The sequence below is a fragment of the Aeromicrobium marinum DSM 15272 genome (assembly GCF_000160775.2).
GTDB lineage: Bacteria > Actinomycetota > Actinomycetes > Propionibacteriales > Nocardioidaceae > Aeromicrobium > Aeromicrobium marinum.
Genome location: NZ_CM001024.1, coordinates 1,767,802 through 1,793,051, shown reverse-complemented (window position 1 = coordinate 1,793,051; position 25,250 = coordinate 1,767,802). Strand labels below are relative to the sequence as shown.

The 25,250-nt window shown below is 71.8% G+C and carries 16 protein-coding genes and 2 tRNA genes; 11 read left to right on the top strand and 7 right to left on the bottom strand.

Features of this window, described 5'->3' with window-relative positions:
• Positions 1 to 42: 42 nt before the first annotated feature.
• Both HMPREF0063_RS09095 and orn read right to left on the bottom strand, forming a co-directional pair.
• Positions 43 to 118: transfer RNA gene (locus HMPREF0063_RS09095), tRNA-His, on the bottom strand.
• A gap of 62 nt (positions 119 to 180) precedes the next feature.
• Positions 181 to 792 (bottom strand): oligoribonuclease, encoded by a 612-nt coding sequence (gene orn / locus HMPREF0063_RS09090; RefSeq protein WP_007078370.1) that lies wholly within the window; start codon positions 790 to 792, stop codon positions 181 to 183.
• Positions 793 to 917: 125 nt separating this feature from the next.
• Here orn and HMPREF0063_RS09085 point away from each other — a divergent pair, with 125 nt between their 5' ends.
• On the top strand, positions 918 to 1,697 hold the full coding sequence (locus HMPREF0063_RS09085) for a DsbA family protein (RefSeq protein WP_007078369.1): 780 nt from the start codon (positions 918 to 920) through the stop codon (positions 1,695 to 1,697).
• Between the two features lie 132 nt (positions 1,698 to 1,829).
• Here the strand turns inward: HMPREF0063_RS09085 and HMPREF0063_RS09080 are convergent.
• A tRNA-Arg gene (locus HMPREF0063_RS09080) sits at positions 1,830 to 1,903 on the bottom strand.
• Between the two features lie 79 nt (positions 1,904 to 1,982).
• On the opposite strand from HMPREF0063_RS09080, the gene HMPREF0063_RS09075 reads away from it, so the two are divergent.
• The 4 genes from HMPREF0063_RS09075 (at position 1,983) to ettA (ending at position 8,406) form a co-directional block, all read left to right on the top strand.
• Positions 1,983 to 3,203, top strand: a complete 1,221-nt coding sequence (locus tag HMPREF0063_RS09075) for a PrsW family intramembrane metalloprotease (protein ID WP_156794077.1) — start codon at positions 1,983 to 1,985, stop codon at positions 3,201 to 3,203.
• A 114-nt stretch (positions 3,204 to 3,317) separates the two neighbouring features.
• Positions 3,318 to 5,027, top strand: a complete 1,710-nt coding sequence (locus HMPREF0063_RS09070; protein WP_040320717.1) for a GTPase family protein — start codon at positions 3,318 to 3,320, stop codon at positions 5,025 to 5,027.
• Positions 5,027 to 6,658 (top strand): GTPase, encoded by a 1,632-nt coding sequence (locus tag HMPREF0063_RS09065; RefSeq protein ID WP_007078366.1) that lies wholly within the window; start codon positions 5,027 to 5,029, stop codon positions 6,656 to 6,658. Before HMPREF0063_RS09070 ends, HMPREF0063_RS09065 begins: the two co-directional genes overlap by 1 nt.
• Before the next feature lie 62 nt (positions 6,659 to 6,720).
• Positions 6,721 to 8,406 carry an energy-dependent translational throttle protein EttA gene (ettA, locus tag HMPREF0063_RS09060; RefSeq protein ID WP_007078365.1) on the top strand — a complete coding sequence of 562 codons (1,686 nt, stop codon included), beginning with the start codon at positions 6,721 to 6,723 and terminating at the stop codon, positions 8,404 to 8,406.
• 75 nt (positions 8,407 to 8,481) lie between these two features.
• Here the strand turns inward: ettA and HMPREF0063_RS09055 are convergent, their stop codons facing one another.
• Positions 8,482 to 8,904 (bottom strand): DUF559 domain-containing protein, encoded by a 423-nt coding sequence (locus tag HMPREF0063_RS09055; RefSeq protein WP_007078364.1) that lies wholly within the window; start codon positions 8,902 to 8,904, stop codon positions 8,482 to 8,484.
• A 622-nt stretch (positions 8,905 to 9,526) separates the two neighbouring features.
• Entirely contained in the window at positions 9,527 to 10,036 is a 510-nt protein-coding gene (locus HMPREF0063_RS09045) for a MarR family winged helix-turn-helix transcriptional regulator (RefSeq protein ID WP_007078363.1), read from the bottom strand.
• A gap of 138 nt (positions 10,037 to 10,174) precedes the next feature.
• Here HMPREF0063_RS09045 and HMPREF0063_RS09040 point away from each other — a divergent pair, with 138 nt between their 5' ends.
• The gene (locus tag HMPREF0063_RS09040; protein ID WP_007078362.1) at positions 10,175 to 10,726 is read left to right on the top strand and encodes a YceI family protein; all 552 of its coding nucleotides are present in this window, start codon (positions 10,175 to 10,177) and stop codon (positions 10,724 to 10,726) included.
• Here HMPREF0063_RS09040 and HMPREF0063_RS09035 read toward each other — a convergent pair whose 3' ends face one another.
• A complete protein-coding gene (locus HMPREF0063_RS09035; protein WP_007078361.1) occupies positions 10,727 to 11,329 on the bottom strand; it encodes a TetR/AcrR family transcriptional regulator in 603 nt (200 codons plus the stop codon).
• Positions 11,330 to 11,435: 106 nt separating this feature from the next.
• Between HMPREF0063_RS09035 and HMPREF0063_RS09030 the strand changes: the two genes are divergently transcribed.
• From HMPREF0063_RS09030 to acpS, 5 genes are all read left to right on the top strand, one after another.
• On the top strand, positions 11,436 to 12,581 hold the full coding sequence (locus HMPREF0063_RS09030; protein WP_007078360.1) for an acyl-CoA dehydrogenase family protein: 1,146 nt from the start codon (positions 11,436 to 11,438) through the stop codon (positions 12,579 to 12,581).
• A gap of 27 nt (positions 12,582 to 12,608) precedes the next feature.
• Complete coding sequence (locus HMPREF0063_RS09025) at positions 12,609 to 13,826, top strand: acetyl-CoA C-acetyltransferase (protein ID WP_007078359.1); 1,218 nt, start codon at positions 12,609 to 12,611, stop codon at positions 13,824 to 13,826.
• A gap of 19 nt (positions 13,827 to 13,845) precedes the next feature.
• The gene (locus tag HMPREF0063_RS09020) at positions 13,846 to 14,598 is read left to right on the top strand and encodes an SDR family oxidoreductase (RefSeq protein WP_007078358.1); all 753 of its coding nucleotides are present in this window, start codon (positions 13,846 to 13,848) and stop codon (positions 14,596 to 14,598) included.
• 102 nt (positions 14,599 to 14,700) lie between these two features.
• On the top strand, positions 14,701 to 23,760 hold the full coding sequence (locus tag HMPREF0063_RS09015) for a type I polyketide synthase (protein WP_007078357.1): 9,060 nt from the start codon (positions 14,701 to 14,703) through the stop codon (positions 23,758 to 23,760).
• A complete protein-coding gene (gene acpS, locus HMPREF0063_RS09010; protein ID WP_007078356.1) occupies positions 23,757 to 24,146 on the top strand; it encodes a holo-ACP synthase AcpS in 390 nt (129 codons plus the stop codon). Before HMPREF0063_RS09015 ends, acpS begins: the two co-directional genes overlap by 4 nt.
• Positions 24,147 to 24,237: 91 nt before the next feature.
• Here acpS and HMPREF0063_RS09005 read toward each other — a convergent pair whose 3' ends face one another.
• Positions 24,238 to 25,221 (bottom strand): hypothetical protein, encoded by a 984-nt coding sequence (locus HMPREF0063_RS09005; RefSeq protein WP_007078355.1) that lies wholly within the window; start codon positions 25,219 to 25,221, stop codon positions 24,238 to 24,240.
• Positions 25,222 to 25,250: the final 29 nt, after the last annotated feature.

The window sequence follows — 25,250 nt, the reverse complement described above, 5'->3', positions numbered from 1 at the left end:
CCCGCGCGGGAAAAGGAAACCCCCGCCGGAGCAGGGGATCCTTGGGGTGACTGACGGGGCTCGAACCCGCGACAACCGGCACCACAAGCCGGGACTCTACCAACTGAGCTACAGCCACCACGCGTGCCGAGCGATGCCCGACACGGCGTGGTCGAGCATAGCGCAGGCCATGACCACCGATCACAGGTGCCCGGACACCGAACCGTCCACGGCGGTCGCGACCGACCGCGCGTTCTCGGTGTCGATCCCCGGTGCCTCGCGGAAGACCGTGCCCCGGTAGTAGCGCAGCTCCTCGATGCTCTCGGCGATGTCGGTCAGTGCGCGGTGGTGGCCGGCCTTGGAGGGCGCGGCGAAGTACGCCCGCGGGAACCAGTGCCGCGACAGCTCCTTGATGCTGCTGACGTCGATGACCCGGTAGTGCAGCCAGTTCTCCAGCTCGGGCATGTCGCGGGCGAGGAAGGCCCGGTCGGTGCCCACGGAGTTGCCGGCCAGCGGAGCCTTGCCCGGTTCCTTGACGTACTCGCGGACGTGGTCGAGCACCTGGGCCTGGGCGTCCTGCAGCGTCAGTCCCGCGTCCAGCTCGGTGATGAGGCCCGAGGCCGTGTGCATCCGGGTGACGACCTCGTTCATCTGGTCCAGCGCCTCCTGGGGCGGCTTCACGACCAGGTCGATGCCGGGGCCCAGCACCTCGAGCTCGAAGTCGGTGACCAGGACGGCGATCTCGATCAGCGCGTCGTGGGTCAGCGACAACCCGGTCATCTCGCAGTCGATCCACACCAGCTTGTCATTCACGGTCAGCCACCCTACGCCGTGCGTGCCGGTCGATCCGCGGCCCGGGCCGGTAGGCTCGGCGGGAACCTTCCCGATCGCAGCATCGTTGGTTCTCCTGGTACGACCACCATCGGTAGGAGCGAGAAGTGACCAACGACCGTCAGAAGCGGGCCGAGCGGGCCGAGCAGATGCGCAAGCAGCGGGACAAGGAGTCCAAGCGCGAGCGCAACGTCATCACCCTCGGCATCATCGGCGTCGTCGTGGTGCTGGTGGGTCTGGCGGCCTTCGGCATCCAGCAGGTCAGCTCCGACAACGAGCGCGTCTCCGACGTCATCGCCCCCGAGAGCGCCACCGACGACTTCGGCATCACCTACACGCCCGAGGACGCCGGCGTCGCCCCGGCCGACCTGGAGGAGGAGCCGGTCGAGGTCGAGCTCTACGAGGACCTGCAGTGCCCCGCGTGTCAGCAGTTCGAGGCGTTGTCGGGCCAGTTCTTGAAGGACAAGGTCGCCTCGGGTGAGATCACCCTGACCTACCGCCCGTTCTCGTTCCTCGACGAGCGTGGCGGCAGCCCCAACGACTACTCCAAGCGGGCCAACAACGCTGCGGTCTGCCTGCTGGACGCCACCGACATCACCAGCTTCCTGGACTTCCAGTCCTTCCTCTACGCCAACCAGCCCACCGAGGGCCGGGCCGGGCCGGAGGACGAGGAGCTGATCGAGCTGGCCGAGCCGTTCGGCGCCAGTGGTGAGACCTTCGAGTCCTGCGTCACCTCGGGAAAGCACATCCCGTGGATCGTGGAGTCCAAGGAGGCCGGTGCCGAGCGCGGCGTCAGTGGTACCCCGACGGTGTTCATCGGCGGAGAGGTGTCCGAGGCCCGGACCCCCGAGGACCTGCAGGAAGCGATCGACGACGCCCGCGCCTGACTCTTCCCTCCCACAGGGAGGTGAGCCGGGATCGGCGCTGGGTGCGCCCGGCAGGAGTCCGTCGGGCGCGGGGCGCCCTCCTCCCCGAATCCTGGGCGCCGGGATCGGCGAGGGGATCCGGCGTTGCGAGGGTGCGCCCGGCAGGATTCGAACCTGCGACCTAGAGATTAGAAGGCTCTTGCTCTATCCAGCTGAGCTACGGGCGCGCGGGACCGCGAGGTCCCGCTCCACCGTATCGGCGTCGGCCCCGCGCGACCACGCGTGGCACCGACCTAGGATGCAGCGGTGACCGATCCACACGCGGTGGCTCCTCCACCGCCCGCGCCCGCGGGGCCCCCGCATCCCGCGCTCGGCACTCCCACCGCCGGTCCCGACCCCTTGCGACAACGCGGGAGGACGGCGCTGCTGGTGATGTTCACGGTCGTGGCGGTGTCCGGCGCCGTCGGCGTCGGGGTGCTGTCGTCCCAGGCGGGCGACGCGCGCGGCGCGGGGCTCGCGGTCGGCCTCGCCCTGATCCCGGTGCCGCTGGTGTGGTGGCTCTACTGGTGGCTCGACCGGTACGAGCCCGAACCCCGCCGGTACAAGTTCGCGGCCTTCGTGTGGGGCGGCGTCTTCGCGGTGGCGATATCGATCGGGCTGGAGGTGTGGGCCGCGACGGCCTGGGACCTCAGCGACGACGTGGTGGCCTCGTTCGTGGCCCCCGTGGTCGAGGAGTCCGCCAAGGGCCTGTTCTTCCTGCTCACCTTCCTGCGCGCACGGCGGGTGCTCGACGGCTTCGTCGACGGTCTGGTCTACGCCGGGCTCGTCGGCCTGGGCTTCGCCTTCGTCGAGAACATCGGCTACTACGCCATCAGCTACCTCGGTTCACCGGACCTCCTGGTCGACGGCGCGGACGGCGCCACCACGACCTTCGTCGTGCGAGGACTCTTCAGCCCGCTGGCCCACCCGCTCTTCACCTCCGCCATCGGCATCTCCTTCGGGCTCGCCGTGCTGTGCCGCTCCCGATGGGTGCGGGTCCTGGTGGTCACGGCCGGTTGGGCGGGCGCGGTCCTGATGCACGGACTGTGGAACGCCTCGGTCACCTTCGGGGGCGGCGTCGGGTTCGTGGTGGTCTACCTGGCCCTCAGCGTCCTGCTCGCCGGCCTCGCCGTCGTCACCGTGATCATCCGGTCCCGGCAGGTCCGCGTCCTCGAGCGCTCGCTGTCGTACATGGCGCAGCGAGGGTGGATCCACCCCGCCGAGCTGCCCTACCTCTCGCGGTTCGGCTACCGCCGCCAGGCACGCCGACACGCCCGCCGCGAGGCCGGCCGGGAGGCCGCCAGGGTCGTGCGGCGGTACCAGCGGCTGGGCACCGAGATGGCCTTCGTCCATGACGCGGTCATGACCGGGCGTCCCGTCCCGGCAGGCGTCGAGCGGACCCGGGCGCTGCTCGCCGCGATGGACGACCTGCGACCGGACCTGGTGCTGCCGCCCGCGATCCGGCCGCTGGCTGCACACCGGTCCTGATCACTGCGGGGGACCGGGCGGCCGACGGGCCTCCCGGTGGGCCGCCACCGGGCGACCGGTCGACTAGGGTGAACCCTGACCGATCCAGCACCCGGGAGACGAAAGGACGTGGTCGTGACCGGCCAACACGCACCGGCCGAGCTCCTGGGTGCCCTCAGCACCCTGCTCACGGTGGTCCGGTCGGTCCGGCTCGACCTCGCCACCGACGACGTCGACGACGTCCGGACCCAGCGTGACGCCGTGCGCAACCAGCTGGCCGACTACCTGGTGCCGCGGCTCGTGCAGATGGAGGCGCCGCTGCTGACCGTCGTCGGAGGATCGACCGGGGCGGGCAAGTCCACGCTGGTCAACTCGATCGTCGGGGAGACCGTGACCGAGTCCGGTGTCCTGCGACCGACCACCCGGTCGCCGGTGCTCGTGCACCACCCCGACGACGAGGCGTGGTTCCTCGCCGATCGCATCCTGCCCGGACTTCCCCGCACCGAGGACCTCGGCAACACCACCTACGCCCTGCGGCTGAAGGCCTCGACGCGCCTGCCGCGTGGCCTGGCGATCCTGGACGCGCCGGACGTGGACTCGATCGACCGCGGCAACCGGGAGGTCGCCGCCCACCTGCTGGCCGCGTCGGACCTGTGGCTGTTCGTCACCTCCGCCGCCCGCTACTCCGACCAGATCCCCTGGGACTACCTGCGGCAGGCCGCTGAACGGGGCACCTCCGTCGCGGTGGTGCTCGACCGCACGTCGCCCGCCGGCATCACCGAGGTGCGGGGCCACCTGGCCCGGATGATGACGTCGCGAGGACTGTCGGACTCGCCGCTGTTCACCGTCCCGGAGGCAGCGGTCGGACCCGAGGGACTCCTGCCCGACGAGGCGGTCGAGAGTCTGCGCGGCTGGCTCTACGACCTCGCGGGCGACGACCGGGCTCGCGAGCTGGTCATCATGCAGACGCTCGACGGCACGGTGCGGCAGAACGTGCAGGCCTCCTTCGCCGTGGCCGATGCGCTGGACACGCAGATCGCGGCCGCCGGACAGCTGATCGACATCGTCGAGGACGCCTTCGGCGCGGCGATCGCCCGCGCGATCGGCGAGTGCAAGGACGCCAGCCTGCTGAGCGGCGAGGTCGTCGCCCGGTGGCAGGAGTTCGTCGGCACCGGCGAGATCCTCCGGTCCGTCGAGGAGAAGGTGGGGCGCATCCGCACCCGCCTCGTCGACGGCGTCACCGGCAAGCGCACCAAGACCGAGGACGTCGCCCGCGCGATCGAGCAGGCGATGGCCATGATGCTGATCGACCACGCGGAGTCGGCGTCCGCGCGGGTGGCCGTGGGCTGGGCCGAGCACGGTCCGGGCCGATCGATCCTCGAGGTCGAGCGGGGACTCGACCGGGCGTCCCGCGACATGCGGGTGCGGGCCGAGCGGGTCGCGCGTGACTGGCAGCAGCAGGTGCTGGAGACCGTGCGGGTCCAGACCACCGACAAGCGGCTCACCGCGCGGTTCATGGCCCTCGGGGTGGGCGGACTGGGTACCGCGGTCATGGTCGCGGCCCTGGCCGCCAGCACCGCTGACGCCGAGGCCCGCACGGCCGACATCGCCCGGCGGCTCCTCGAGGACGTCTTCGGGGCCCAGGTCGCCGTCCAGCTGGTCGACGACGTCGTGGCCGACCTGGCCGGACGCATCGACGAGGCTCTCGTCCTCGAGGCCGCCCGCTACCTCGACCTGCTGCCGATGCCCGACGCACTCCGCGCATCCCAGGACGCCCTGCGCGCAGCGGCGCGGCGCTCGGAGTACGCCCGCCATGTCGGCTTCCTCGACGAGGAGACCCGCTGATGACCGAGCACGTGACCCCGTTCCGCGACCAGCCCAGCGAGGTCTCGCACCGTCTCGACGGACTGTCCGACGCCGTCGAGGCCGCTCGCGGACGCCTCGAGCCGTCGCTCGTGCAGCCGGCCGCCGACCTCGCGGGCCGCGGCACGGAGCGGCTCCGGCTCTCCGGCGAGCACACGATCGTGGCGCTGGCCGGTGCGACAGGGTCGGGCAAGTCCTCGCTCTTCAACGCGCTGACCGACCTGGAGCTGGCCGGTGTCGGCCTCCGGCGCCCGACCACGTCGTGGGCGTTGGCCTGCGCCTGGGGACCCGACGGGGCCGAGGGCCTGCTGCAGTGGATGGGCATCCCCGCGCGGCACCAGGTCTCGCGGATGAGCATGCTGGACGGGTCGTCTGACGACACCAAGCTCGACGGTCTGGTGCTGCTGGACCTGCCCGACCACGACTCCACCGAGGTCTCGCACCACCTCGAGATGGAGCGGCTGGTGGAGTACGCCGACGTCCTGGTCTGGGTGCTGGATCCGCAGAAGTACGCCGATGCCGCGATCCACGACCGCTACATCCGTCCGATGGCCGGGTACAGCGACGTGACGGTCGTCGTGCTCAACCAGATCGACCGGATCCCGCTCGAGCAGCGCGACCGTGCGCTGGCCGACGTCCGGCGCATCCTGGCCGAGGAGGGCCTGCCGGACGTGACGGTGGTCGGGGTCTCGGCCACCCGCGGCGACGGCATCGACGACCTGAAGCGCGAGCTGGCCCGCCGGATCCGTTCCAAGGCGTCGGCCCGACAACGACTCACCACCGACGTCCGTGCCCGGGCGTCGGAGATCAGCGAGGTGGGTGGGCGCAGCACGGTGCCGGGCGTCACCGACACCGATGTGGCCGAGCTCGACCGTGCCCTCGTCGACGGGGTCGGGGTCCCTCAGATCGTCACCGCCATCTCGTCGATCACCCGCCGGCGGGCCGTCCGGCGCACGGGTTGGCCCGTGACCCGGTGGCTGGGTCGGCTGCGCAAGGAACCCTGGCAGGAGCTGGGCCTCGGCGAGGACCTCTCGCCGGCCGCCCTGGCCAAGGCGGCCGTGCCGGACGAGGCCCGGGTCCAGCGCGCGAGCGCCGAGACCGCGGTGCGGGACTTCGCCGAGAAGGCTGCCGTGGGTCTCGAGCGTCCCTGGCGCGACGCGGTGCGGGCCGCGTCGACCGTCCAGGGCGCCGACATCGTCGCCGAGCTGGACCGGGCGGTCGCGGGCACCGACCTGAAGGCCGTCCGGCCGGCCGTCTGGTGGACCCTCGTCAACGTCCTGCAGTGGTTGCTGCTGGTGGCGGCCGTCGCCGGGCTCGGGTGGTGGGTCGCGGCCGATGTGGTCGACGTCGGCGACGTGTCAGCCCCGCCGGAGGTGATGGGCCGCTCCGCCGCCTTGGTGCTCGCAGTGGGGGCCGCCCTCGCCGGCATCGCGGTGGCGACGGCGGCGCGGGGGGCCGGCCGGGTCGGTGCAGGGCGCCGCGCGGCCCATGCCGACCGCGAGCTGAGGGCGACCATCGACGAGGTGGCCCGGGCCCGGGTCGTCGAGCCGGTGCGGGCCGAGCTGGAGCTCTACGACCGCTACCGACGAGGGATCGAGCAGGCGCTGTCCTGAGGCGCGGGCAGCCGTCGGCCGGGTCGGGCCGGGCGGGGTGTGCTCGCTAGGCTGGACGCACCATGGCTGACTACGTCCTCTCCCTCCGCAATGTCCGCAAGGCCCACGGCGACAAGGTGGTGCTCGACAACGTCTCCTTGTCCTTCCTCCACGGCGCCAAGATCGGCGTGGTGGGTCCCAACGGCATGGGCAAGAGCTCGCTGCTCAAGTTGATGGCGGGGCTGGACCATCCGAACAACGGCGATCTCGTGCGCGACCCCAACGCCTCGGTGGGCATGCTGCAGCAGGAGCCGCCCCTGACCGAGGGCGCGACGGTGCTCGAGAACGTCGAGGAGGCCGTGGCCGAGATCAAGGCGAAGATGGCGCGACTCGAGGCCGCCTACATGGAGATGGCCGAGCCCGATGCCGACTACGACGCCCTGGGCACCGAGACCGGTGAGCTGCAGAACTACCTCGACAGCGTCGGTGCATGGGACCTCGACAGCAAGCTGGACCAGGCGATGGACGCCCTGCGGTGCCCGCCGGCCGACGAGCTCGTCGACCACCTCTCCGGCGGCGAGCGTCGCCGGGTCGCGCTCTGCAAGCTGCTGCTGCAGCAGCCCGACCTGCTGCTGCTCGACGAGCCCACCAACCACCTGGACGCCGAGAGCGTGCAGTGGCTGGAGGGTCACCTCAAGACCTACCCCGGCGCCGTCCTCGCGGTGACGCACGACCGGTACTTCCTCGACAACGTCGCCGAATGGATCGCCGAGGTCGACCGCGGCCAGATCCACGGGTACGAGGGCAACTACTCCACGTACCTGGAGACCAAGAAGGACCGGTTGAAGATCGAGGGCCAGAAGGACGCCAAGCGCTCCAAGATGCTCGAGCGCGAGCTGGAGTGGGTGCGCTCCAACGCCAAGGGTCGCCAGACCAAGAGCAAGTCGCGACTCGCACGCTACGAGGAGCTGGCCGCCGAGGCCGAGAAGGCCCGCAAGATCGACACCTCCGACATCAACATCCCGGCCGGTCCGCGCCTGGGAGACGTGGTGCTGGACGCCAAGAACCTCACCAAGGCCTTCGACGAGCGCGGCGTGCTGTGGGACGACATCTCCTTCACCCTCCCGCGGGCCGGCATCGTCGGCATCGTGGGCCCCAACGGTGTCGGCAAGACGACGCTGTTCCGGATGATCACCGGCGGCGAGGAGCCGGACTCCGGATCGTTGACCGTCGGGCAGACCGTCAAGATCAGCTACGCCGACCAGAACCGGGGCGACATCGATCCCACCAAGAACGTCTGGGAGGTCGTGTCCGACGGGCTCGACTTCATCAAGGTCGCCAACTTCGAGATGAACAGCCGGGCCTACGTCGCCTCCTTCGGCTTCAAGGGTCCGGACCAGCAGAAGAAGGCCGGGGTGCTCTCCGGTGGTGAGCGCAACCGGTTGAACCTCGCGCTGACGCTCAAGCAGGGCGGCAACATGCTGCTGCTCGACGAGCCGACCAACGACCTGGACGTCGAGACGCTGTCGGCGCTCGAGGACGCCCTGCTGGACTTCCCGGGCTGTGCCGTGGTGACGTCGCACGACCGGTGGTTCCTCGACCGCATCGCGACCCACATCCTGGCCTGGGAGGGCACCGACGAGAACCCGGCCCAGTGGTTCTGGTTCGAGGGCAACTTCGCGTCCTACGAGGAGAACAAGGTCGAGCGGCTGGGTGCCGACGCGGCCCGTCCGCACCGGGTCACCCACCGGCGCCTCACCCGCGACTGACCCCGACCCAGAAGTGCTCCCGAACCAACCCTTTCCCCGTGAGATGGGGTTGGTTCGGGAGCACTTCTGGGCGATTCAGCAGGGCCAGCCGCGTTGGCGGAGAGCCTGGCGGACCCGCACGACGACGCCACGGACCTGCCGCAGGTCGGCGGCGGTGATGACCACGACTCGCCAGCCACAGGCCTCGAGTTGCTCGCGGCGCAGGTGGTCCCACTGGCGTTGGTCGGCGTCGCGCTCGTGCTGCCAGCCGTCGTACTCGACCAGCACCTTCCATCGCCGGTAGACCAGGTCGCCTCGAGCCAGCCAGCCGCCGTGATCATCGTGGATGTCGACGTTGATCTCTGGCTCCGGCAGGCCGCCACGATGGAGCGCCCATCGCACGTCGGACTCGGTGGGGGAGGCCACCCCGCTGCGGACGAGAGGTGCGACCCGGCGAGCGCGGCGGACGCCGTCGAGGTGGGACTCCAGGACGTAGCCCCGAAGGTCGAGCAGGTCCACCGCGCCCGTGCCGACCAGCCAGTCGCCGACCCCGCAGGAGGCGTCGGTCGTCGAGGCGCGTGGCGGCGTCGACGAACGTGCGCCGCGCTCCCAGCACGGGGAGGCCGGCGACGACGGTCGGTCTCAGCCGGCCACGTCGACGGTGGACGACCACGCCCTGGACGGTGCGATGGATCGGCGAGTTGGTCGAGAGGTGCACGGGGGTCTCCGCGCCGATGGAGAGCCCGCGGAGACGCAGGTTCGTCAGGTGGCTCACGGCGGCATCGGCGGGCAGCACTAGGAGGGCCGCTCGCAGGCGGAACAGCAGATCGACCTCGGTCGCCGCGGTCCGGTACACGCCGTGGTGCACCCGGACGAACCGCTGCCCCTGCAGCATCCGTGGGGTGACTCCGTGCTCAGCCGCCTCGCGGGTGGTGAACGGTCGGCCGGCCAGGGCGGGTGGGAGGTGGCGCACGGTGCCAGCGTCGCGCTGAGGGCGTCATCGCGTCCTGCCCGCCGCCGCCCCTGTGGACGAGGACCAGAGCTCTCCCGCGCTGTGGACCCACCCGACCCAGAAGTGCTCCCGATTCAACCCGAATCGTCGGGAAAGTGGTTGGTATGGGAGCGCATCTGGGCAGGGGGGTCAGAAGGGGCGGGCGTGCAGCTGGGCTGCGACGGCGGCCATGACCCGGCCGACGGCTGCGAAGTCCTCGGCCGAGGCCTGCGCCACGAGGTGGTCGTGCACGCCGCGCACGTGCGTGTGGGCGGCGGCCTCGAGCACCGCGAAGCCCGGATCGGTGAGCACGGCCGACACGCCGCGACCGTCGTCGGCGCACTGCCCGCGGACGACCCAGCCGGCCCGCTCGAGGCGGGCCACGGTGTGGGTGACGCGGCTGCGTGAGTAGCCGACCGCGTCCGCCAGCTCGGCCATCCGGATCGACCACCCGTCGGCCTCCGAGAGGCGCACGAGGATCTCGTACTCCGGCATCGACAGCCCGTGGCCGGTACGAAGGTCGCGGTCGAGCTGGTCGGTGAGCGCCGTGGTCCCGGCGATGAACGAGCGCCACACCTGTTGCTGGGCGGCGTCGAGCCACGGGGTGTCGTCGGGGAACCCGCACGGCGATGTCGCCTGCTCGGGCGTGGGCTGGGTCACGGGCACAGTCTAGGCCGCCTCGGTTGCGGGTCACCGGTCTCGTGGCCGATGGTTGATTGAAGGTTCATCTACATGCTACGCTCTCCGAGGTAGTTGAACAAGCAACCATTCAGACCCACCTCGTCCTCAGGAGATCCCATGAGCACCACCGCCACCGCTGTCACCGCCGGCACCTGGACCATCGACCCCACCCACACCGAGGTCGGCTTCACCGTCCGCCACCTGATGAGCAAGGTCCGCGGAACGTTCGAGACCGTCGAGGGCACCCTCGTCACGGCCGACGACGTCACCGCCTCGACCGTCTCGGTCACGGTCGACCTCAGCTCGATCAACACCGGCACCGCCGACCGCGACAACCACCTGCGGTCCGGTGACTTCTTCGACGTCGAGACCCACCCGAAGATGGTCTTCACCACCACGGGCGTGACCCAGAAGAGCGACACCGACTTCGTCGTCGCGGGCGACCTGACGATCAAGGACGTCACCAAGCCGCTGGAGCTCGCGGTCGAGTTCCTCGGTCAGGGCGGCGACCCGTGGGGCGGCACCCGCATCGGCGTGGAGGCCACCGGTCAGATCAGCCGCAAGGAGTTCGGCATCGACTTCAACATCCCGGTCGCCGGTGCGGACAAGGCCATGATCGGCGACAAGATCAGCATCTCGATCAACGCCCAGGCAGTCCTGCAGGCCTGATCACCGGCCGGACGGGCCAGCCGGCCTCGTCGGTCGCACCATGCGGACGGCGAGGTCGGCATGCAGGTCCGCCAGGTCTGCGGCGGTGCGGGTTCCCCCCGGCTCGAACCACCGCACGAGGTCGATGCTGAGGGACAGCACCGCGCGTGCCGCTCCCTTGACGTCACCGACCTCCAGCACGCCCTCGTCGACGCCGTCGGCGAGGGCGTTGCGCATGCAGCGCTCGATGCCACGTCGCAGCCGGGCGACGACGGCGCGGTGCTCAGGGGTCAGGGCGCCGAACTCGTACTGCACGACCCGCCCCACCCGACTGTGCTCGGCGTGCCAGTGGCTGAAGGCATGCACCATCCTGCGGACCCGGTCGACCGGATCGGTGCCGGCGGCGTCGGCCGCCTCGATCACCGTCAAGGCCTGCTCGTGGCCCTGCACCGACACCGCGAACAGCAGCTGCTCCTTCGTGGCGTGGTGCACGTACACCGCCGCGGGGCTCATGCCGGCGCGTGAGGCGATGTCGCGCGTCGTCGTGGCGCCGAATCCGTGCTCGGCGAAGGCCTCGACGGCTGCGGTGAGCAGCCGCTCGCGTGCCGGTGCAGTCGTCGTCATGGCGTGGCCTCCTCGGTGGACAGCATGACGCAGGGGTGGCATCCTAAGCAAGCGCTTAGTAGCTCGGGACGCCCCGGGCGCCCCACCTGCACCCGAGAGGCCGTCCATGGACCGCACCGCCTACACCGACGACCACGAGTCCTTCCGCGACACCTGTGCGGCCTTCCTGGCCAAGAAGGTGGCCCCGCACCTCGAGTCGTACATCGAGGACAAGTCGCTGCCGCGCGACTTCTGGCGCCAGGCCGGCGACCTGGGACTGCTGTCGCTGGAGGTCCCCGAGGAGTTCGGCGGGGCGGAGGCGGGTGACTTCCGGTTCAACGCCGTGCTCGCCGAGGAGCTGAGCAAGGTCAGTGCCGCGCTCGCCTCGTGCGTCGGCATCCACTCCGACATCACGGCGCCGTACCTGGTGGACCTGGGCACCGAGGAGCAGAAGAAGCGCTGGCTGCCCGGCGTCGCGACGGGTGAGATCCTGCTGGCGATCGGCATGACCGAGCCCGGGGGCGGATCGGACCTGGCGGCGCTCAAGACCACCGCCGTCCGCGACGGTGACCAGTGGGTGATCAACGGCTCGAAGACCTTCATCACCAACGGCTTCTCCGCCGACCTGATCGTGACGGCCGTGCGCACCTCGCCCGAGAAGGGCGCCAAGGGCATCACGCTGTTCGGCATCGAGGCGACCGACGAGGGCTTCAGCCGCGGTCGCAAGCTCGACAAGGTCGGGCAGACCGAGTCCGACACCGCCGAGCTGTTCTTCGAGAACGTCCGGCTCGGCGACGACCGGGTCCTCGGCGAGGTCGACCGCGGCTTCATCTACATGATGGAGCGGCTCCCGCAGGAGCGGCTCAGCTGCGCGATCTCCAACGTCGCGCACGCCAAGCAGATCCTCGCCGAGACCATCCAGTACACCAAGGACCGGCACGCCTTCGGTCAGCCGATCGGCGCCTTCCAGCACAACAAGTTCCTCCTGGCCGAGCTGGTCACCAAGATCGAGGCCGCCGAGGCCTACGTCGACGCCGCCGTGGTCGCCCACACCGCGGGTCGCCTCACCGCGATCGACGCCGCCAAGGTCAAGTGGTGGTCGTCGGACATCCAGAACGACGTGCTCGACCACTGCGTGCAGCTGCACGGCGGGTACGGGTTCATGAACGAGTACCGCGTCGCCCGCGCGTGGCGCGATGCCCGGGTCACGCGGATCTGGGCCGGCTCCAACGAGATCATGAAGGAACTCATCGGTCGCGACCTCGGATTCTGAGACCGCACCATCCACGAGAGGAACACCATGCCCGAAGCAGTCATCGTCTCCACCGCCCGTTCGCCGATCGGCCGGGCCTTCAAGGGATCGCTCAAGGACATGCGTCCTGACGACCTGGCCGTCCAGATGGTCCAGGCGGCCCTCGCCAAGGTGCCGGGCCTCGACCCCCGCGACATCACCGACCTGATGCTGGGCATCGGCCAGCCGGCCGGTGAGGGTGGCAACAACCTCGGCCGCATCGTTGCGGTGCAGGCCGGCATGGACCACCTGCCCGGCGTCACCGTCAACCGCTACTGCTCGTCGAGCCTGCAGACCACCCGGATGGCGTTCCACGCGATCAAGGCGGGCGAGGGCGATGCGTTCATCTCCGCCGGTGTCGAGACCGTGAGTCGCTTCGGCAACGGCATGGCCGACCTGCCCGACGCGCAGAACCCGCTGTTCGCCGACGCCGTCGCCAGGACCGCCGGCCGCGCCGAGGGCGGGGCCGAGCGGTGGCACGACCCGCGGGAGGACGACCAGCTCCCCGACGTCTACATCGCGATGGGTCAGACCGCCGAGAACGTGCAGCAGCACATCGGCATGAGCCGCGAGGAGCAGGACCACTTCGGTGTCCGCTCGCAGAACCTCGCCGAGGCCGCGATCGCCAACGGCTTCTGGGCGAAGGACATCACGCCGGTCACCCTGCCCGACGGCACCGTCGTCTCGACCGACGACGGCCCCCGCGCCGGGACCACCTACGAGGCCATCAGCCAGCTGAAGCCGGTCTTCCGCCCCGACGGCACGATCACGGCCGGCAACGCGTGCCCGCTCAACGACGGCGCTGCAGCGCTCGTCGTGATGAGCGACGTCAAGGCCAAGGAGCTCGGCCTGACGCCGCTCGCACGCATCGTGTCGACCGCCGTCACCGGCCTGTCGCCGGAGATCATGGGCCTCGGCCCGGTCGAGGCCATCCCGGCCGCGCTCAAGCACGCCGGGCTCGGCATCGGTGACATCGACCTGTTCGAGATCAACGAGGCGTTCGCGGTGCAGGCGCTCGGGTCGGCGCAGGCGCTGGGCATCGACGTCGACAAGCTGAACGTCAACGGCGGTGCGATCGCCATCGGCCACCCGTTCGGCATGACCGGCGCGCGCATCACGAGCACGCTGATCAACTCCCTGACCTGGCACGACAAGCAGTTCGGTGTCGAGTCGATGTGCGTCGGTGGCGGCCAGGGCATGGCCATGGTCATCGAGCGGCTGAGCTGAACGGGACGGGCTGATCACGATGGGACGTTTCGACGGCCGCACGGCGATCGTCACCGGAGCCAGTCGGGGCATCGGTCTCGCGGTGGCGCAGCGACTCGTGGACGACGGCGCCAACGTCGTCATCACGGCGCGCAAGCCGCCGGCGCTGACCGAGGCCGCTGCCTCGCTCGGTGACCCCGACCGGGTGGCCTGGGTGGCGGGGGCCGCCGACGACGGCGACCACCAGGACGAGGTCGTCGCGACGGCGCTCGACCGGTTCGGCGGTCTCGACTTCCTGGTCAACAACACCGGCGTCAACCCGACGTACGGTCCGATGATCGAGATGGACCTCGAGGCGGCGGCGAAGATCTTCGCCGTCAACGTCGTGGCGGCGGTCGCGTGGGCGCAGAAGGTCCATCGTGCCCGTCTGGCCGAGCACGGGGGAGCGATCGTCAACATCGCGTCGGTCGCGGGTCTTCGCCCGGCGCCGAACATCGGCATGTACGGCGCCTCGAAGGCGGCCCTGATCCACGTCACCGAGGAGCTCGCGGTCGAGCTCGGTCCGTCGATCCGGGTCAACGCCGTCGCCCCGGCCGTGGTCAAGACGAAGTTCGCGTCCGCTCTCTACGAGGGACGCGAGGAGGAGGTCTCGGCCCCGTACCCGCTCAAGCGGCTCGGCGAGCCCGAGGACATCGGCAGCGTCGTGGCCTTCCTGCTCTCCGAGGACGCCGCCTGGGTCACCGGACAGACGATCTCGGTGGACGGTGGTCTGTTGCTCGCCGGAGGCGTGTGACGCATCTATCGCCAAAAACATGAGGAGTTCCTCAGGTAAAACTTGAGGAACTCCTCATGTTCTGGGCATGATGGAAGAACACCGACCACGAGGGGTTCTTCTGTGACGACGATCGACGCGCCTGTCAGCTCCGCCCACCACCCGATCGACGGCCCTCCCGGGTCCGCCCGGACGGACGACCGGACCACCCTGGTCGACCGGATCCGTGCCGGGGCGCCGTACGCCGTGGTCCTGGGAGGACAGGGCGCCGACTGGCTCGAGCCCCTGGCCGACCTGGTGCGCGACCACGGCCTCGGGGGCGAGCTGCGGCGACTGGTCGACGAGGTCGACGCCCGACTCGCCCCGGTGGCCGCCGAGCTGGTCGGCGCCGGGGTCGACTTCGCCCCCCTGGCCTGGGTCGACGCGATCGCCGTGGGGGAGTCGGCCGAAGACGACGACGCGCCGGAGGTCCCGTCGGCCGAGCGGCTGGCCGCCCCGGGAGCCTCGGTCCCCGGGATCCTGCTGAGCCAGGTGGCGGCGGTGCGGGCGCTGGCCGGACTCGGCCTCGACCCCCTCGAGGTGCCCCCGGTCGCCGTGGCCGGGCACTCCCAGGGGCGGTTCGCGGAGGAGCTGCTGAGGGGCGGCGACCCGGTGTCCCTGCTGGCCGTGGCCCGTCTCACCGGTGTCGCGACGACCCTGGTCGCGCGCCGCCGCGGTCTGCTCGGACCGACCATGCTGGGCGTCGCCGGGGTGCGTGCCGACCGGATCGACGAGGTCCTCGACGGCCTCCCTGCCTCCACGCGCGTGGTCAACCACCTGCGCAACGGTCGTCGGCAGGTGGTCCTCTCGGGCCCGGTCGACGGTCTCGCCCACGTGCGGGCCCGCCTCGAGCAGGTCGCCGCCGACGAGAAGGACCAGCGCGACCGCAAGGTCACCGGCGGCGCGCCGTTCGCGCCGGTGTTCGACGAGATCGGCGTCCAGGCCGCCTTCCACCACCCCGAGCTGGCCGAGGTGGCCGAGCTGGTGGGGCAGTGGGCCGACCGGTGCGGGTTCACGCTCGACGCCCGGCGACTGGTCACCGAGGCGGTCGTCGCGCCGGTCGACTGGGTGGCGGACCTGACCCGGGTGCTGGACGCCGGGCCCCACTGGATCCTGGACCTGGGTCCCGGCCCGCTCGCGACCCAGCTCTGCGACCGCGAGGCCCGCACCCGCGGCACCGGCTGCGTCGCGGTCACCACCCGCGCCGGGGTCCGTGCCCTCACCGCTCCGGGCGCCGCTCCGTCGCGGCCGACGCCGTGGTCGGCGCACGCCCCGACGGTGGTCACCCTTCCCGACGGGTCGGTGCGCCTGGAGACCGCCTTCAGCCGGCTCACCGGACGCCCCCCGGTCCTGCTGGCCGGCATGACTCCCACGACCGTCGACGCCGCGATCGTCGCCGCGGCGGCCAACGCCGGCTTCTGGGCCGAGCTCGCCGGCGGCGGTCAGGTGACCGAGGAGGTCTTCGCCGACCGGGTGGCCGAGCTCGACCGGCTGATCGAGCCCGGCCGCTCCTACCAGTTCAACTCGCTCTTCCTCGACCCCTACCTGTGGAAGCTCCAGGTCGGGCAGAAGCGCCTCGTGCAGCGTGCGCGGGCGGCCGGCGCGCCGATCGACGGTCTCGTCGTCACCGCTGGCGTGCCGGAGCTCGACGAGGCCGTCGCCCTGGTCGCCGAGCTGCGTGACGCCGGCATCGAGCACGTGGTGTTCAAGCCCGGGACGGTACGACAGATCCGTCAGGTCCTCGACATCGCGGCAGCCGTGGCGCCCGTGCCGGTGATCGTGCAGATCGAGGGCGGCAAGGCCGGCGGACACCACTCGTGGGAGGACCTCGACGACCTGCTGATCACGACGTACGCCGACCTCCGGGCCCGGCGCAATGTCGTGGTCTGCGTCGGCGGTGGCATCGGGACCCCCCAGGTCGCCGCGTCGTACCTCACCGGGGAGTGGGCGCTCGCGCACGACCAGCCGGTCATGCCGGTCGACGGCGTGCTCGTCGGCACGGCCGCGATGGCCACGGCCGAGGCGACCACCTCGCCGGCGGTCAAGCAGCTGCTGGTCGACACCCCCGGGACCGGGGGATGGGTCGGGGCCGGCACCGCGTCGCGGGGCATGGCATCGGGTCGCAGCCAGCTCGGTGCCGACATCCACGAGATCGACAACGCGGCGTCGCGCACCGGTCGGCTGCTGGACGAGGTCGCCGGTGACGCCGATGCGGTGCGCGAGCGCCGTGACGAGATCGTCGCCGCCCTCGACCGCACGGCCAAGCCGTTCTTCGGGGACATCGAGCAGATGACCTACGCCGCCTGGCTCTCCCGCTTCGCCGACCTCACGACGGTCGTCGCTGCCGACGGTCGGCGCACCTGGATCGACGCCTCCTTCCGCTCCCGTTTCCTGCGGCTGGTCCACCGGGCCGAGGCACGCCTCGACCGCCTCGACCACGGGCCGGTCGCCACCGCCTTCGCCGGGCCCGAGGACGTCGACGACGTCGACGCGTCGATCGCCCGGCTGCTGGACGCGCGGCCCGAGGCCGCGGACGTCCGGCTGCACCCCGCCGAGGTGTCGTTCTTCGTCGACGTCTGCCGCATGCCCGGCAAGCCGGTGACCTTCGTGCCGGTCCTGGACGGCGACGTGCGGCGCTGGTGGCGCTCGGACTCGCTCTGGCAGGCGCACGACGCGCGCTACCCCGCCGACGCCGTCTGCGTCATCCCGGGGCCGGTCGCGGTCGCGGGCATCACCGTCGTCGACGAGCCGGTCGCCGACCTGCTGCGCCGGTTCGAGGACACGACGATCGACGGACTTCTCGCCGCCGGTCGGTCCCCGGCCGCCGTGGCCGGACTGCGCCGTGTCGGCGGCACCGGTGACGTGCTCGCCGTGACGCTGGCGGCGCACGACGTCGTGTGGGCCGGGCGCACGGTGGTGAGCCCCGTGCGACGACTGGGCGACGACTGGGTCGTGGTCGAGTCCGACCGGGCCGAGCATCCTGCCACCGGGTCGGTGCTGACGACCGGTCCCGGTGCCGCGAGGCTCTCCGTGCCGGTCGACGACCGTCGCACGGTCGAGATCGACCTCACCGTCCCGCCCTCGACCGCTGTCGGTGCCGCCCCGGTGGTGACCACCGACGCGGCGGTCCGCGCCATGCAGGTGCTGCTCGCCGGCGCCGCAGGAGGGGACCTGCCGGGCACCGAGGACGGGCGCGCGCACCTCGTCGCGACCTGGTCCGCCGACCTGGCGGCCGACCACGCGGGCGTCACGACCGGACGTGTTCCCGGCCCCGTCGCCCCCGATGCGCTCGTGGGACCGGTGTGGCCCGCCGTCTTCGCGGTCCTCGGCGATGCCCGCACGTCGGACGGACACCCGGTCATCGAGGGGATGCTCGATCTGGTGCACCTGGACCACACCATCTCGCTGACCGGAGATCTGCCGATGGGGTCCACCGACCTCGCCGTCGACGCGGCGCTGGTCGGCGTCGAGGACACCGAGGTCGGACGCGTCGTGAAGATCGAGGTGGCCGTGACCGACGGCACCCGTCCCGTCGCCACCCTCGTCGAGCGTTTCGCCCTGCGGGGCCGTACCGGCGCGGCGACCCTCGCCGATCCCGAGCGCGCGGGCGGCGTGCTCGGTGACGTCGTCGCGACCCCGCGGCGCACCCGCGCGGTGGAACAGGTCCGTGCACCGGTCGACCTGCGGGCGTTCGCCGCCGTGACCGGTGACCACAACCCGATCCACACCAGCGATGCGGCCGCCCGGCTGGCCGGGCTGGGCGATCCGATCGTGCACGGCATGTGGCTGTCGGCTGTGGCCCAGCAGGCGGTCGGTCGTCCGCTGCAGGGGTGGACCACCCGCTTCCTCGCGCCGTTGCGCCCGGGCGCGACGGTCGATCTGCGGGTCGACCGCGTGGGTCTGGACGCCGGGGCCGAGGTCGTCGAGGTCACAGCACGCAGCGACGGCGACCTCGTGATGTCGGCCAGCGGTCGGGTCACGCCGCCGCGCACGGCCTACGCCTTCCCCGGCCAGGGCATCCAGCACGCCGGGATGGGCATGGCCGGGTACCAGCGGTCGAAGGCCGCTCGCGAGGTCTGGGACCGCGCGGACGCCCACACGCGGACCGCTCTGGGCTTCTCCATCCTCACCGTGGTGCGCGACAACCCGACGACGATCGTGGCGCAGGGCACCACCCACCGCCACCCCGACGGCGTGCTGTTTCTGACCCAGTTCACGCAGGTCGCCATGGCCGTGCTCGGGTCGGCGCAGATGGCCGAGCTGCGCGAGGCGGGGGCCTTCGTCGAGGGTGCCGTCCTCGCCGGTCACTCGGTGGGCGAGTACAACGCGCTCGCGGCCGTGTCGGGGGTCATCCCGCTCGAGGCGGTCGTCGAGGTGGTGTTCCAGCGCGGCTCGGTCATGCACACGCTCGTCGAACGGGACGAGCAGGGACGCAGCGACTACCGCCTGGCGGCCATCCGCCCGTCCCAGATCGGGCTCGACGACGCCACCGTCACCGACTACGTCGACGGGATCGCCGCACGCACCGGAGAGTTCCTGCAGATCGTCAACCACAACCTGCGCGACTCCCAGTACGCCCTCGCCGGCTCGATCCGGGGGCTGAAGGCCCTCGAGGCCGATGTCGCCGAACGCCGGGAGCGGTTCGGTGGCAAGGGTGCGTTCATCTACGTGCCGGGCATCGACGTGCCGTTCCACTCACGGGTGCTGCACGGAGGGGTGGGCGACTTCCGCGAGCGGCTGCAGGAGCTGCTGCCCGCGACGATCGACCCGACCGTCCTGATCGGCCGGTACGTGCCGAACCTGGTGCCCCGCCCCTTCAGCCTGGAGCGGACCTTCGTGCAGGACGTCGTCGACCTGGTCGACTCGGCGCCCCTGCAGGAGGTACTGGCCGACTGGAGCGCGTGGGCGGATCGGCCCGGTGAGCTCTGTCGCACGGTGCTCATCGAGCTGCTGGCCTGGCAGTTCGCCAGCCCGGTGCGGTGGATCGAGACCCAGGACCAGCTGTTCACCACCGTCGCCGAAGGGGGTCTGGGGGTCGAGCGGTTCGTCGAGATCGGGGTCGGCCAGTCGCCGACCGTCGCGAACCTGGCCAGCTCGACCCTGAAGCTCCCGGGCCGCCGCGGTGGGCCGGTGCAGGTGCTCAACATCGAGCGGGACGCCCTCGTGGTGTTCGCGACCGACTCCGACCCCGAAGAGGACGACGACGTCACGGCGCCGGCCGGCCCGGCTGCTCCCGTGGACGCGGCGCCCGCCACGGCCGTCACCACGGCCGCTCCCGACGCCCCGCGCCCCGACGACCTCCCCTTCGGGGCGGCCGACGCGACCCGCGTGCTGATCGCGTGGTGGACCAAGATGCGCCCCGACCAGGTCGGGGCTGCGGACACCATCGAGTCGCTGTGCGACGGCGCGTCGTCGCGCCGCAACCAGCTGCTCGTCGACCTGGGCGGCGAGCTGGCGCTCGGCGCGATCGACGGTGCCGCAGAGGCCGACATGGCAGCGCTGGCCGACCAGGTCGGTTCGCTCGCGCGCGGCTATCGACCGTTCGGGCCCGTCCTCACCGCGGCGCTCGGCGACCACCTCAAGAAGGTGCTCGGCCCCACCGGCCGCAAGCAGCAGGCCGTCACCGAGCGGGTCGGGACCGTCTGGCAGCTCGGCCCCGGGTGGGCGAGCCACGTCCTGGCCGCACTCGCGCTGGGCACCCGCGAGGGCGCCAGCGTGCGAGGGGGCGACCTGGGGGGTGCCACGGTCGCCTCGGCCGCCGATGTCGACGCCGCCATCGACGCCGCGGTGACCGAGGTGGGTGCGGCTCACGGTGTCGCGGTGGCCCTGCCGTCCTCAGGGGGCGGAGAGGGCGGCACGGTCGACGTGGCGGCGCTCGAGGAGCTCACGGCCCACATCGCCGGTCCGGACGGGGCCCTGGCCTCGGCGGCCCGCGTGATCCTCGACAAGCTCGGACTGAACCCGGCCGTCGTGGAGCAGGTCGGGGACGACGAGCAGACCCGTCTGGTGGCGCTGGTCGAGGCAGAGCTGGGCAGTGACTGGGCCCAGCGGGTGCAGCCGGCCTTCGACGACCGGCGGGCCGTGCTGCTCGACGACCGGTGGGCCAGCGCCCGCGAGGACGTCGCGCGGGTGGCGCGCGGCGAGACGGTCGACGGATGCTTCACCGGCACCGGTGACGTCGTCGCCCGGCAGGCGGACCACTGGGCCGCCCTCGCGGCCGACGAGGCGACCGCCGGACACCTGCGGAGCATCGCCGCGGACGCCGCCGACGACCGTCCCGGACCGTTCGCCGCCGACGTGGCCGTGGTCACCGGCGCGAGTCCCGGTTCGATCGCGGCCGATCTCGTGGGCGGGCTGCTGGCCGGCGGCGCGACCGTCGTCGCGACGTCCTCGTCCCTCTCGGCCTCGCGGCTGAGGTTCTTCACCGAGCTGTACCGGGCGCGCGCGGCCGGTGGTGCCCGGCTGTGGCTGGTGCCGGCGAATCTCGCGTCGTTCGGCGACGTCGACGCGGTGACCGATTGGATCACCGCCGAGCAGGTCTCCACCGCGGGCGGGGTGTCGACGGTCGTCAAGGAGGCCTTGACCCCGACGCTGCTGTTCCCCTTCGCGGCGGGACGCGTCTCGGGCGACCTGACCGATGCGGGCAGCCGGTCCGAGACCGACCTGAGGCTGCTGGTGTGGTCCGTGGAGCGGATGATCGGACGGTTCGCCGTCTCGGGACGCGACCACGACCTCGCCGCACGCCTGCACGTGGTGCTCCCCGGCTCCCCGAACCGCGGCACCTTCGGTGGTGACGGTGCGTACGGCGAGGCCAAGGCAGCGCTCGACGCGGTGGTCGCGAAGTGGCGGGTCGAACCGCGCTGGGCCGACCGCGTCACCTTGGTGCACGCCCTCATCGGGTGGGTGCGTGGCACGGGTCTGATGGGGGGCAACGACCCGCTCGTGCAGGCGGTCGAGGCCGCCGGCATCCGGACCTGGTCGACCGACGAGATGGCCGGCGAGCTGCTCGCCGCCGTGACCGACGAGGTCCGCGCCGCGGCGGCTGACGCCCCGGTCACCGTCGACCTCACCGGGGGGCTGATGGGCGCCGACGTCGACCTCAAGGCCCTGGCGGCCGGCGTGGAGGCGCCGGTCGAGGACGACCGCGACGGCGAGGTGGCCACGATCGCCGCACTCGCGCCGTCGCCGGCCGCGCCGGTTCGTTCGGTGCCGGTCGACTGGGCGTCCATCGACGCACGACCCGAGGACCTGGTGGTCGTCATCGGTACCGGCGAGCTGGGACCCTACGGCTCCGCCCGCACCCGCTTCGAGGCCGAGGTCTCGGCCGAGCTGTCGGCGGCCGGCGTGCTGGAGCTGGCCTGGACGACCGGACTCGTCCGGTGGGAGAACGGCGGTTGGCTGGACACGGCGACCGACGAGACCGTGGCAGAGGAGGACCTGCACGAGCGGTTCCACGACCGGGTCGTCCAGTCCTGCGGGGTGCGGCCGTTCGGTGACGACGGCACGGTCCGCGACCACAGCATTCCGTTGCTGGCGAGCGTCTACCTCGAGAACGACCTGACCTTCACCGTGTCCGCACGGGCCGAGGCCGACGCCATGCGGTCGGCCGACCCCGAGCGGACGGTCATCGCCCCGCTCGACCCGGCCGACCCGGCCGGCGAGTGGCAGGTGACCCGTGCCGCCGGCACCGAGATCCGTGTGCCGCGCCGCACCCAGCTGACCCGCACGGTGGGTGGGCAGATCCCGACCGGGTTCGACCCCACCGTGTGGGGCGTCCCGGCCGAGATGGTCGAGTCCGTCGACCGGGTGGCGCTGTGGAACCTGGTGTGCACGGTCGACGCCTTCCTGTCGAGCGGGTTCACCCCTGCCGAGCTGATGCGGTGGGTCCACCCGGCGCTGGTCGCCAACAGCCAGGGCACGGGCATGGGCGGGATGAGCTCGATGCAGTCGCTGTACCTCGACACGTTGCTCGGGGAGGCCAAGGCCAACGACATCCTGCAGGAGGCCCTGCCGAACGTCATCGCCGCGCACGTGGTGCAGTCCTACGTGGGGTCCTACGGGGCGATGGTCCACCCGGTGGCGGCCTGCGCGACGACCGCCGTCTCGGTGGAGGAGGGGGTCGACAAGATCCGGCTCGGCAAGGCCGACGTCGTGGTCGCCGGCGGTTTCGACGACCTCAGTGCCGAGGGCATCGTGGGCTTCGCCGACATGTCGGCCACCGCCGACACCGAGGCCATGCGGGCCAAGGGCATCGACGACCGGCACCTCAGCCGCGCCAACGACCGCCGCCGGGGCGGGTTCGTCGAGAGCCAGGGCGGCGGCACGATCCTGCTGGCCCGGGGCGACGTCGCACTCCGCGCGGGCCTCCCGGTCCACGCCGTCGTGGCCTACGCGGGGTCGTTCGGCGACGGCGTCCACACCTCGATCCCTGCGCCGGGCATCGGTGCGCTGGCGGCCGGTCTCGGCGGCCACACGTCGCCGCTCGGCCGGGCGCTGGACCGTCTGGGCCTGACCCACGACGACATCGCCGTGGTGTCGAAGCACGACACCTCGACGGCCGCCAACGACCCGAACGAGTCCGAGCTCCACGAGCGGCTCGCGGCGGCGCTGGGACGGTCGCGGGGCAATCCGCTGTTCGTGGTCTCGCAGAAGTCGTTGACGGGACACGCGAAGGGTGGCGCGGCCGCCTTCCAGCTGATCGGGCTGTGCCAGGTCATGCGGACCGGACTGGTGCCGCCGAACCGGAGCCTGGACTGCGTCGACGACGTGCTCGCCGAGCACGAGCACCTCGTGTGGCTGCGCCGTCCGTTCGATCTGGGCGCGATCCGGGCGGGCATCGTGACCAGCCTGGGGTTCGGTCACGTGGCCGGCCTGATCGTCCTGGCGCACCCCGCGGCGTTCGTCGCGACGCTGCCGGCCGACGAGCGCGAGGGGTACCTCGAGCGCGCCGAGGCCCGCCTCGTCGACGGCCGGTTGCGTCTGGTGCGGTCGATGTACGGCGGTGACCCGATGTTCGAGCGGCCCGCCGACCGCCGACTCGGAGAGGGTCAGGCGCAGGTGCGGACGCGGGAGGCGGCCCTGCTGCTCGACCCGCAGGCCCGGCTGGGTGACGACGGCGTCTACGCGGGACCGGCCTGCCGGTGACGGTCGTCGGAGTCGGCGTCGACCTCGTCCACGTGCCGTCGTTTGCCGAGCAGCTGGCGGTGGCCGGCAGCCGGTTCGACCGCGCGTTCACCCCGGGGGAGCGGGGTGACGCGCGGGATCGCCCGTCGGGTCCGGAGCGTCATCTCGCGGCCCGGTGGGCGGCGAAGGAGGCCGTCATCAAGGCCTGGTCGGCATCGATCCACGGCCGACCCCCGGTCACGGACGAGTTCGTGCACCACCTCGTCGAGGTCGTCACCGACGCCTGGAACCGGCCGGCCATCCGGCTCCACGGGAAGGTGGCGACCCACCTGGCGGACCACACGGTGCACGTCTCGCTCTCCCACGACGCGGACTACGCGATCGCCCACGTCACCCTCACCGCCTGACCCCCCCGCGCGAAGTTACGGAGCCGGCACGGGAGATGGTCACTGGGCACGGCAGATCTGCCGTGCCCAGTGACAAGTCGCCGTGCCGTGCCTACGCGCCGGCGGCGAGGCGATGAGCCGTGATCCGGGCCGAGCGGTCCACGTCCGCCCGGATCCGCGCCGCAGTGGCTGCCGCTCGACCGGGAGCGAGGTCAGCCCAGGTCACGCGACTCACGCCGAACCCGAGGTCACGGATCTCGTCCTCGCGTCGCTTCTCGCCCACGAGCACCCTGCCGGGATCGCCGGGATCGGGGTTGAGGCGCCCGTACTTCACCATGCCATCGAACTCGCCCACGTGCCGTTGCCGGCGCCAGCCGAAGTCGCAGCGCGCGACGAAGCGACCGCCGGCGTCCAGAATCGTGAACTGCGGTTCGGGCGCCTCGATGGCGAACCGGTGGAACAGATGTCCGGTCCTGACCTCACCGACGGACTCGAAGCGTGCATCGGCCCGCGCCAGCCCGGACCGCGCGGCAATGCTGCCGGGCCAGTCGGCGTGGTGCGCGTCGAACACCTCCAGCAGCTCGCCGCGCCCGCCGCCGGTGCCCCGCAGGTATGACGAAGCAACCACCATCGCCGACTCCGTTCCGCTGATCAACGCGGACTCGATGACGGCGCGGTCCGGCCGGACGACCAGGCAGCCGTCGATCTCGATCAGCTCGGTCTCGTCGAGCCGGCCGCGGTGGTACTGCACACCGGCGTCGATGCGTCCGGTCCGACCGTCGAGGCGCGTCAGGTGCACCCGCTCCAGGTCGACGCCGAAGAGCTCGAAGCCGTGGAGCGCCGCGGCCGAGTGATGGCTCGCCACCACGTGCCGACCGAGCTTTCCGATCACCGCGCGCGTCAGGATCTGCAGGCGCTGGCCGGGCGACGAGTGATCCCACACCGTCGTCGCGGCGTAGGTGCCGTAGCGGATGCGGGTCAGCAGCCCGCCCCGGACCGCCTCGCCGATCTGGCGGTCGTTCCATCCGAGGTCGAGGATCTCGTGACGCTCGATGCTGCCGCCGAGCACCTCGATGACGGCCGTGATGTCGTCCATGTCGCGAGTGTGGTCGTCGGGCGATCGGC

Coding starts and splice junctions, on each gene's coding strand:
- HMPREF0063_RS09065 (WP_007078366.1), top strand. CDS start 5,027: ATGACCGAGCACGTGACCCCGTTCCGCGACCAGCCCAGCGAGGTCTCG.
- ettA (WP_007078365.1), top strand. CDS start 6,721: ATGGCTGACTACGTCCTCTCCCTCCGCAATGTCCGCAAGGCCCACGGC.
- HMPREF0063_RS09040 (WP_007078362.1), top strand. CDS start 10,175: ATGAGCACCACCGCCACCGCTGTCACCGCCGGCACCTGGACCATCGAC.
- HMPREF0063_RS09035 (WP_007078361.1), bottom strand. CDS start 11,329: ATGACGACGACTGCACCGGCACGCGAGCGGCTGCTCACCGCAGCCGTC.
- HMPREF0063_RS09030 (WP_007078360.1), top strand. CDS start 11,436: ATGGACCGCACCGCCTACACCGACGACCACGAGTCCTTCCGCGACACC.
- HMPREF0063_RS09025 (WP_007078359.1), top strand. CDS start 12,609: ATGCCCGAAGCAGTCATCGTCTCCACCGCCCGTTCGCCGATCGGCCGG.
- HMPREF0063_RS09020 (WP_007078358.1), top strand. CDS start 13,846: ATGGGACGTTTCGACGGCCGCACGGCGATCGTCACCGGAGCCAGTCGG.
- HMPREF0063_RS09005 (WP_007078355.1), bottom strand. CDS start 25,221: ATGGACGACATCACGGCCGTCATCGAGGTGCTCGGCGGCAGCATCGAG.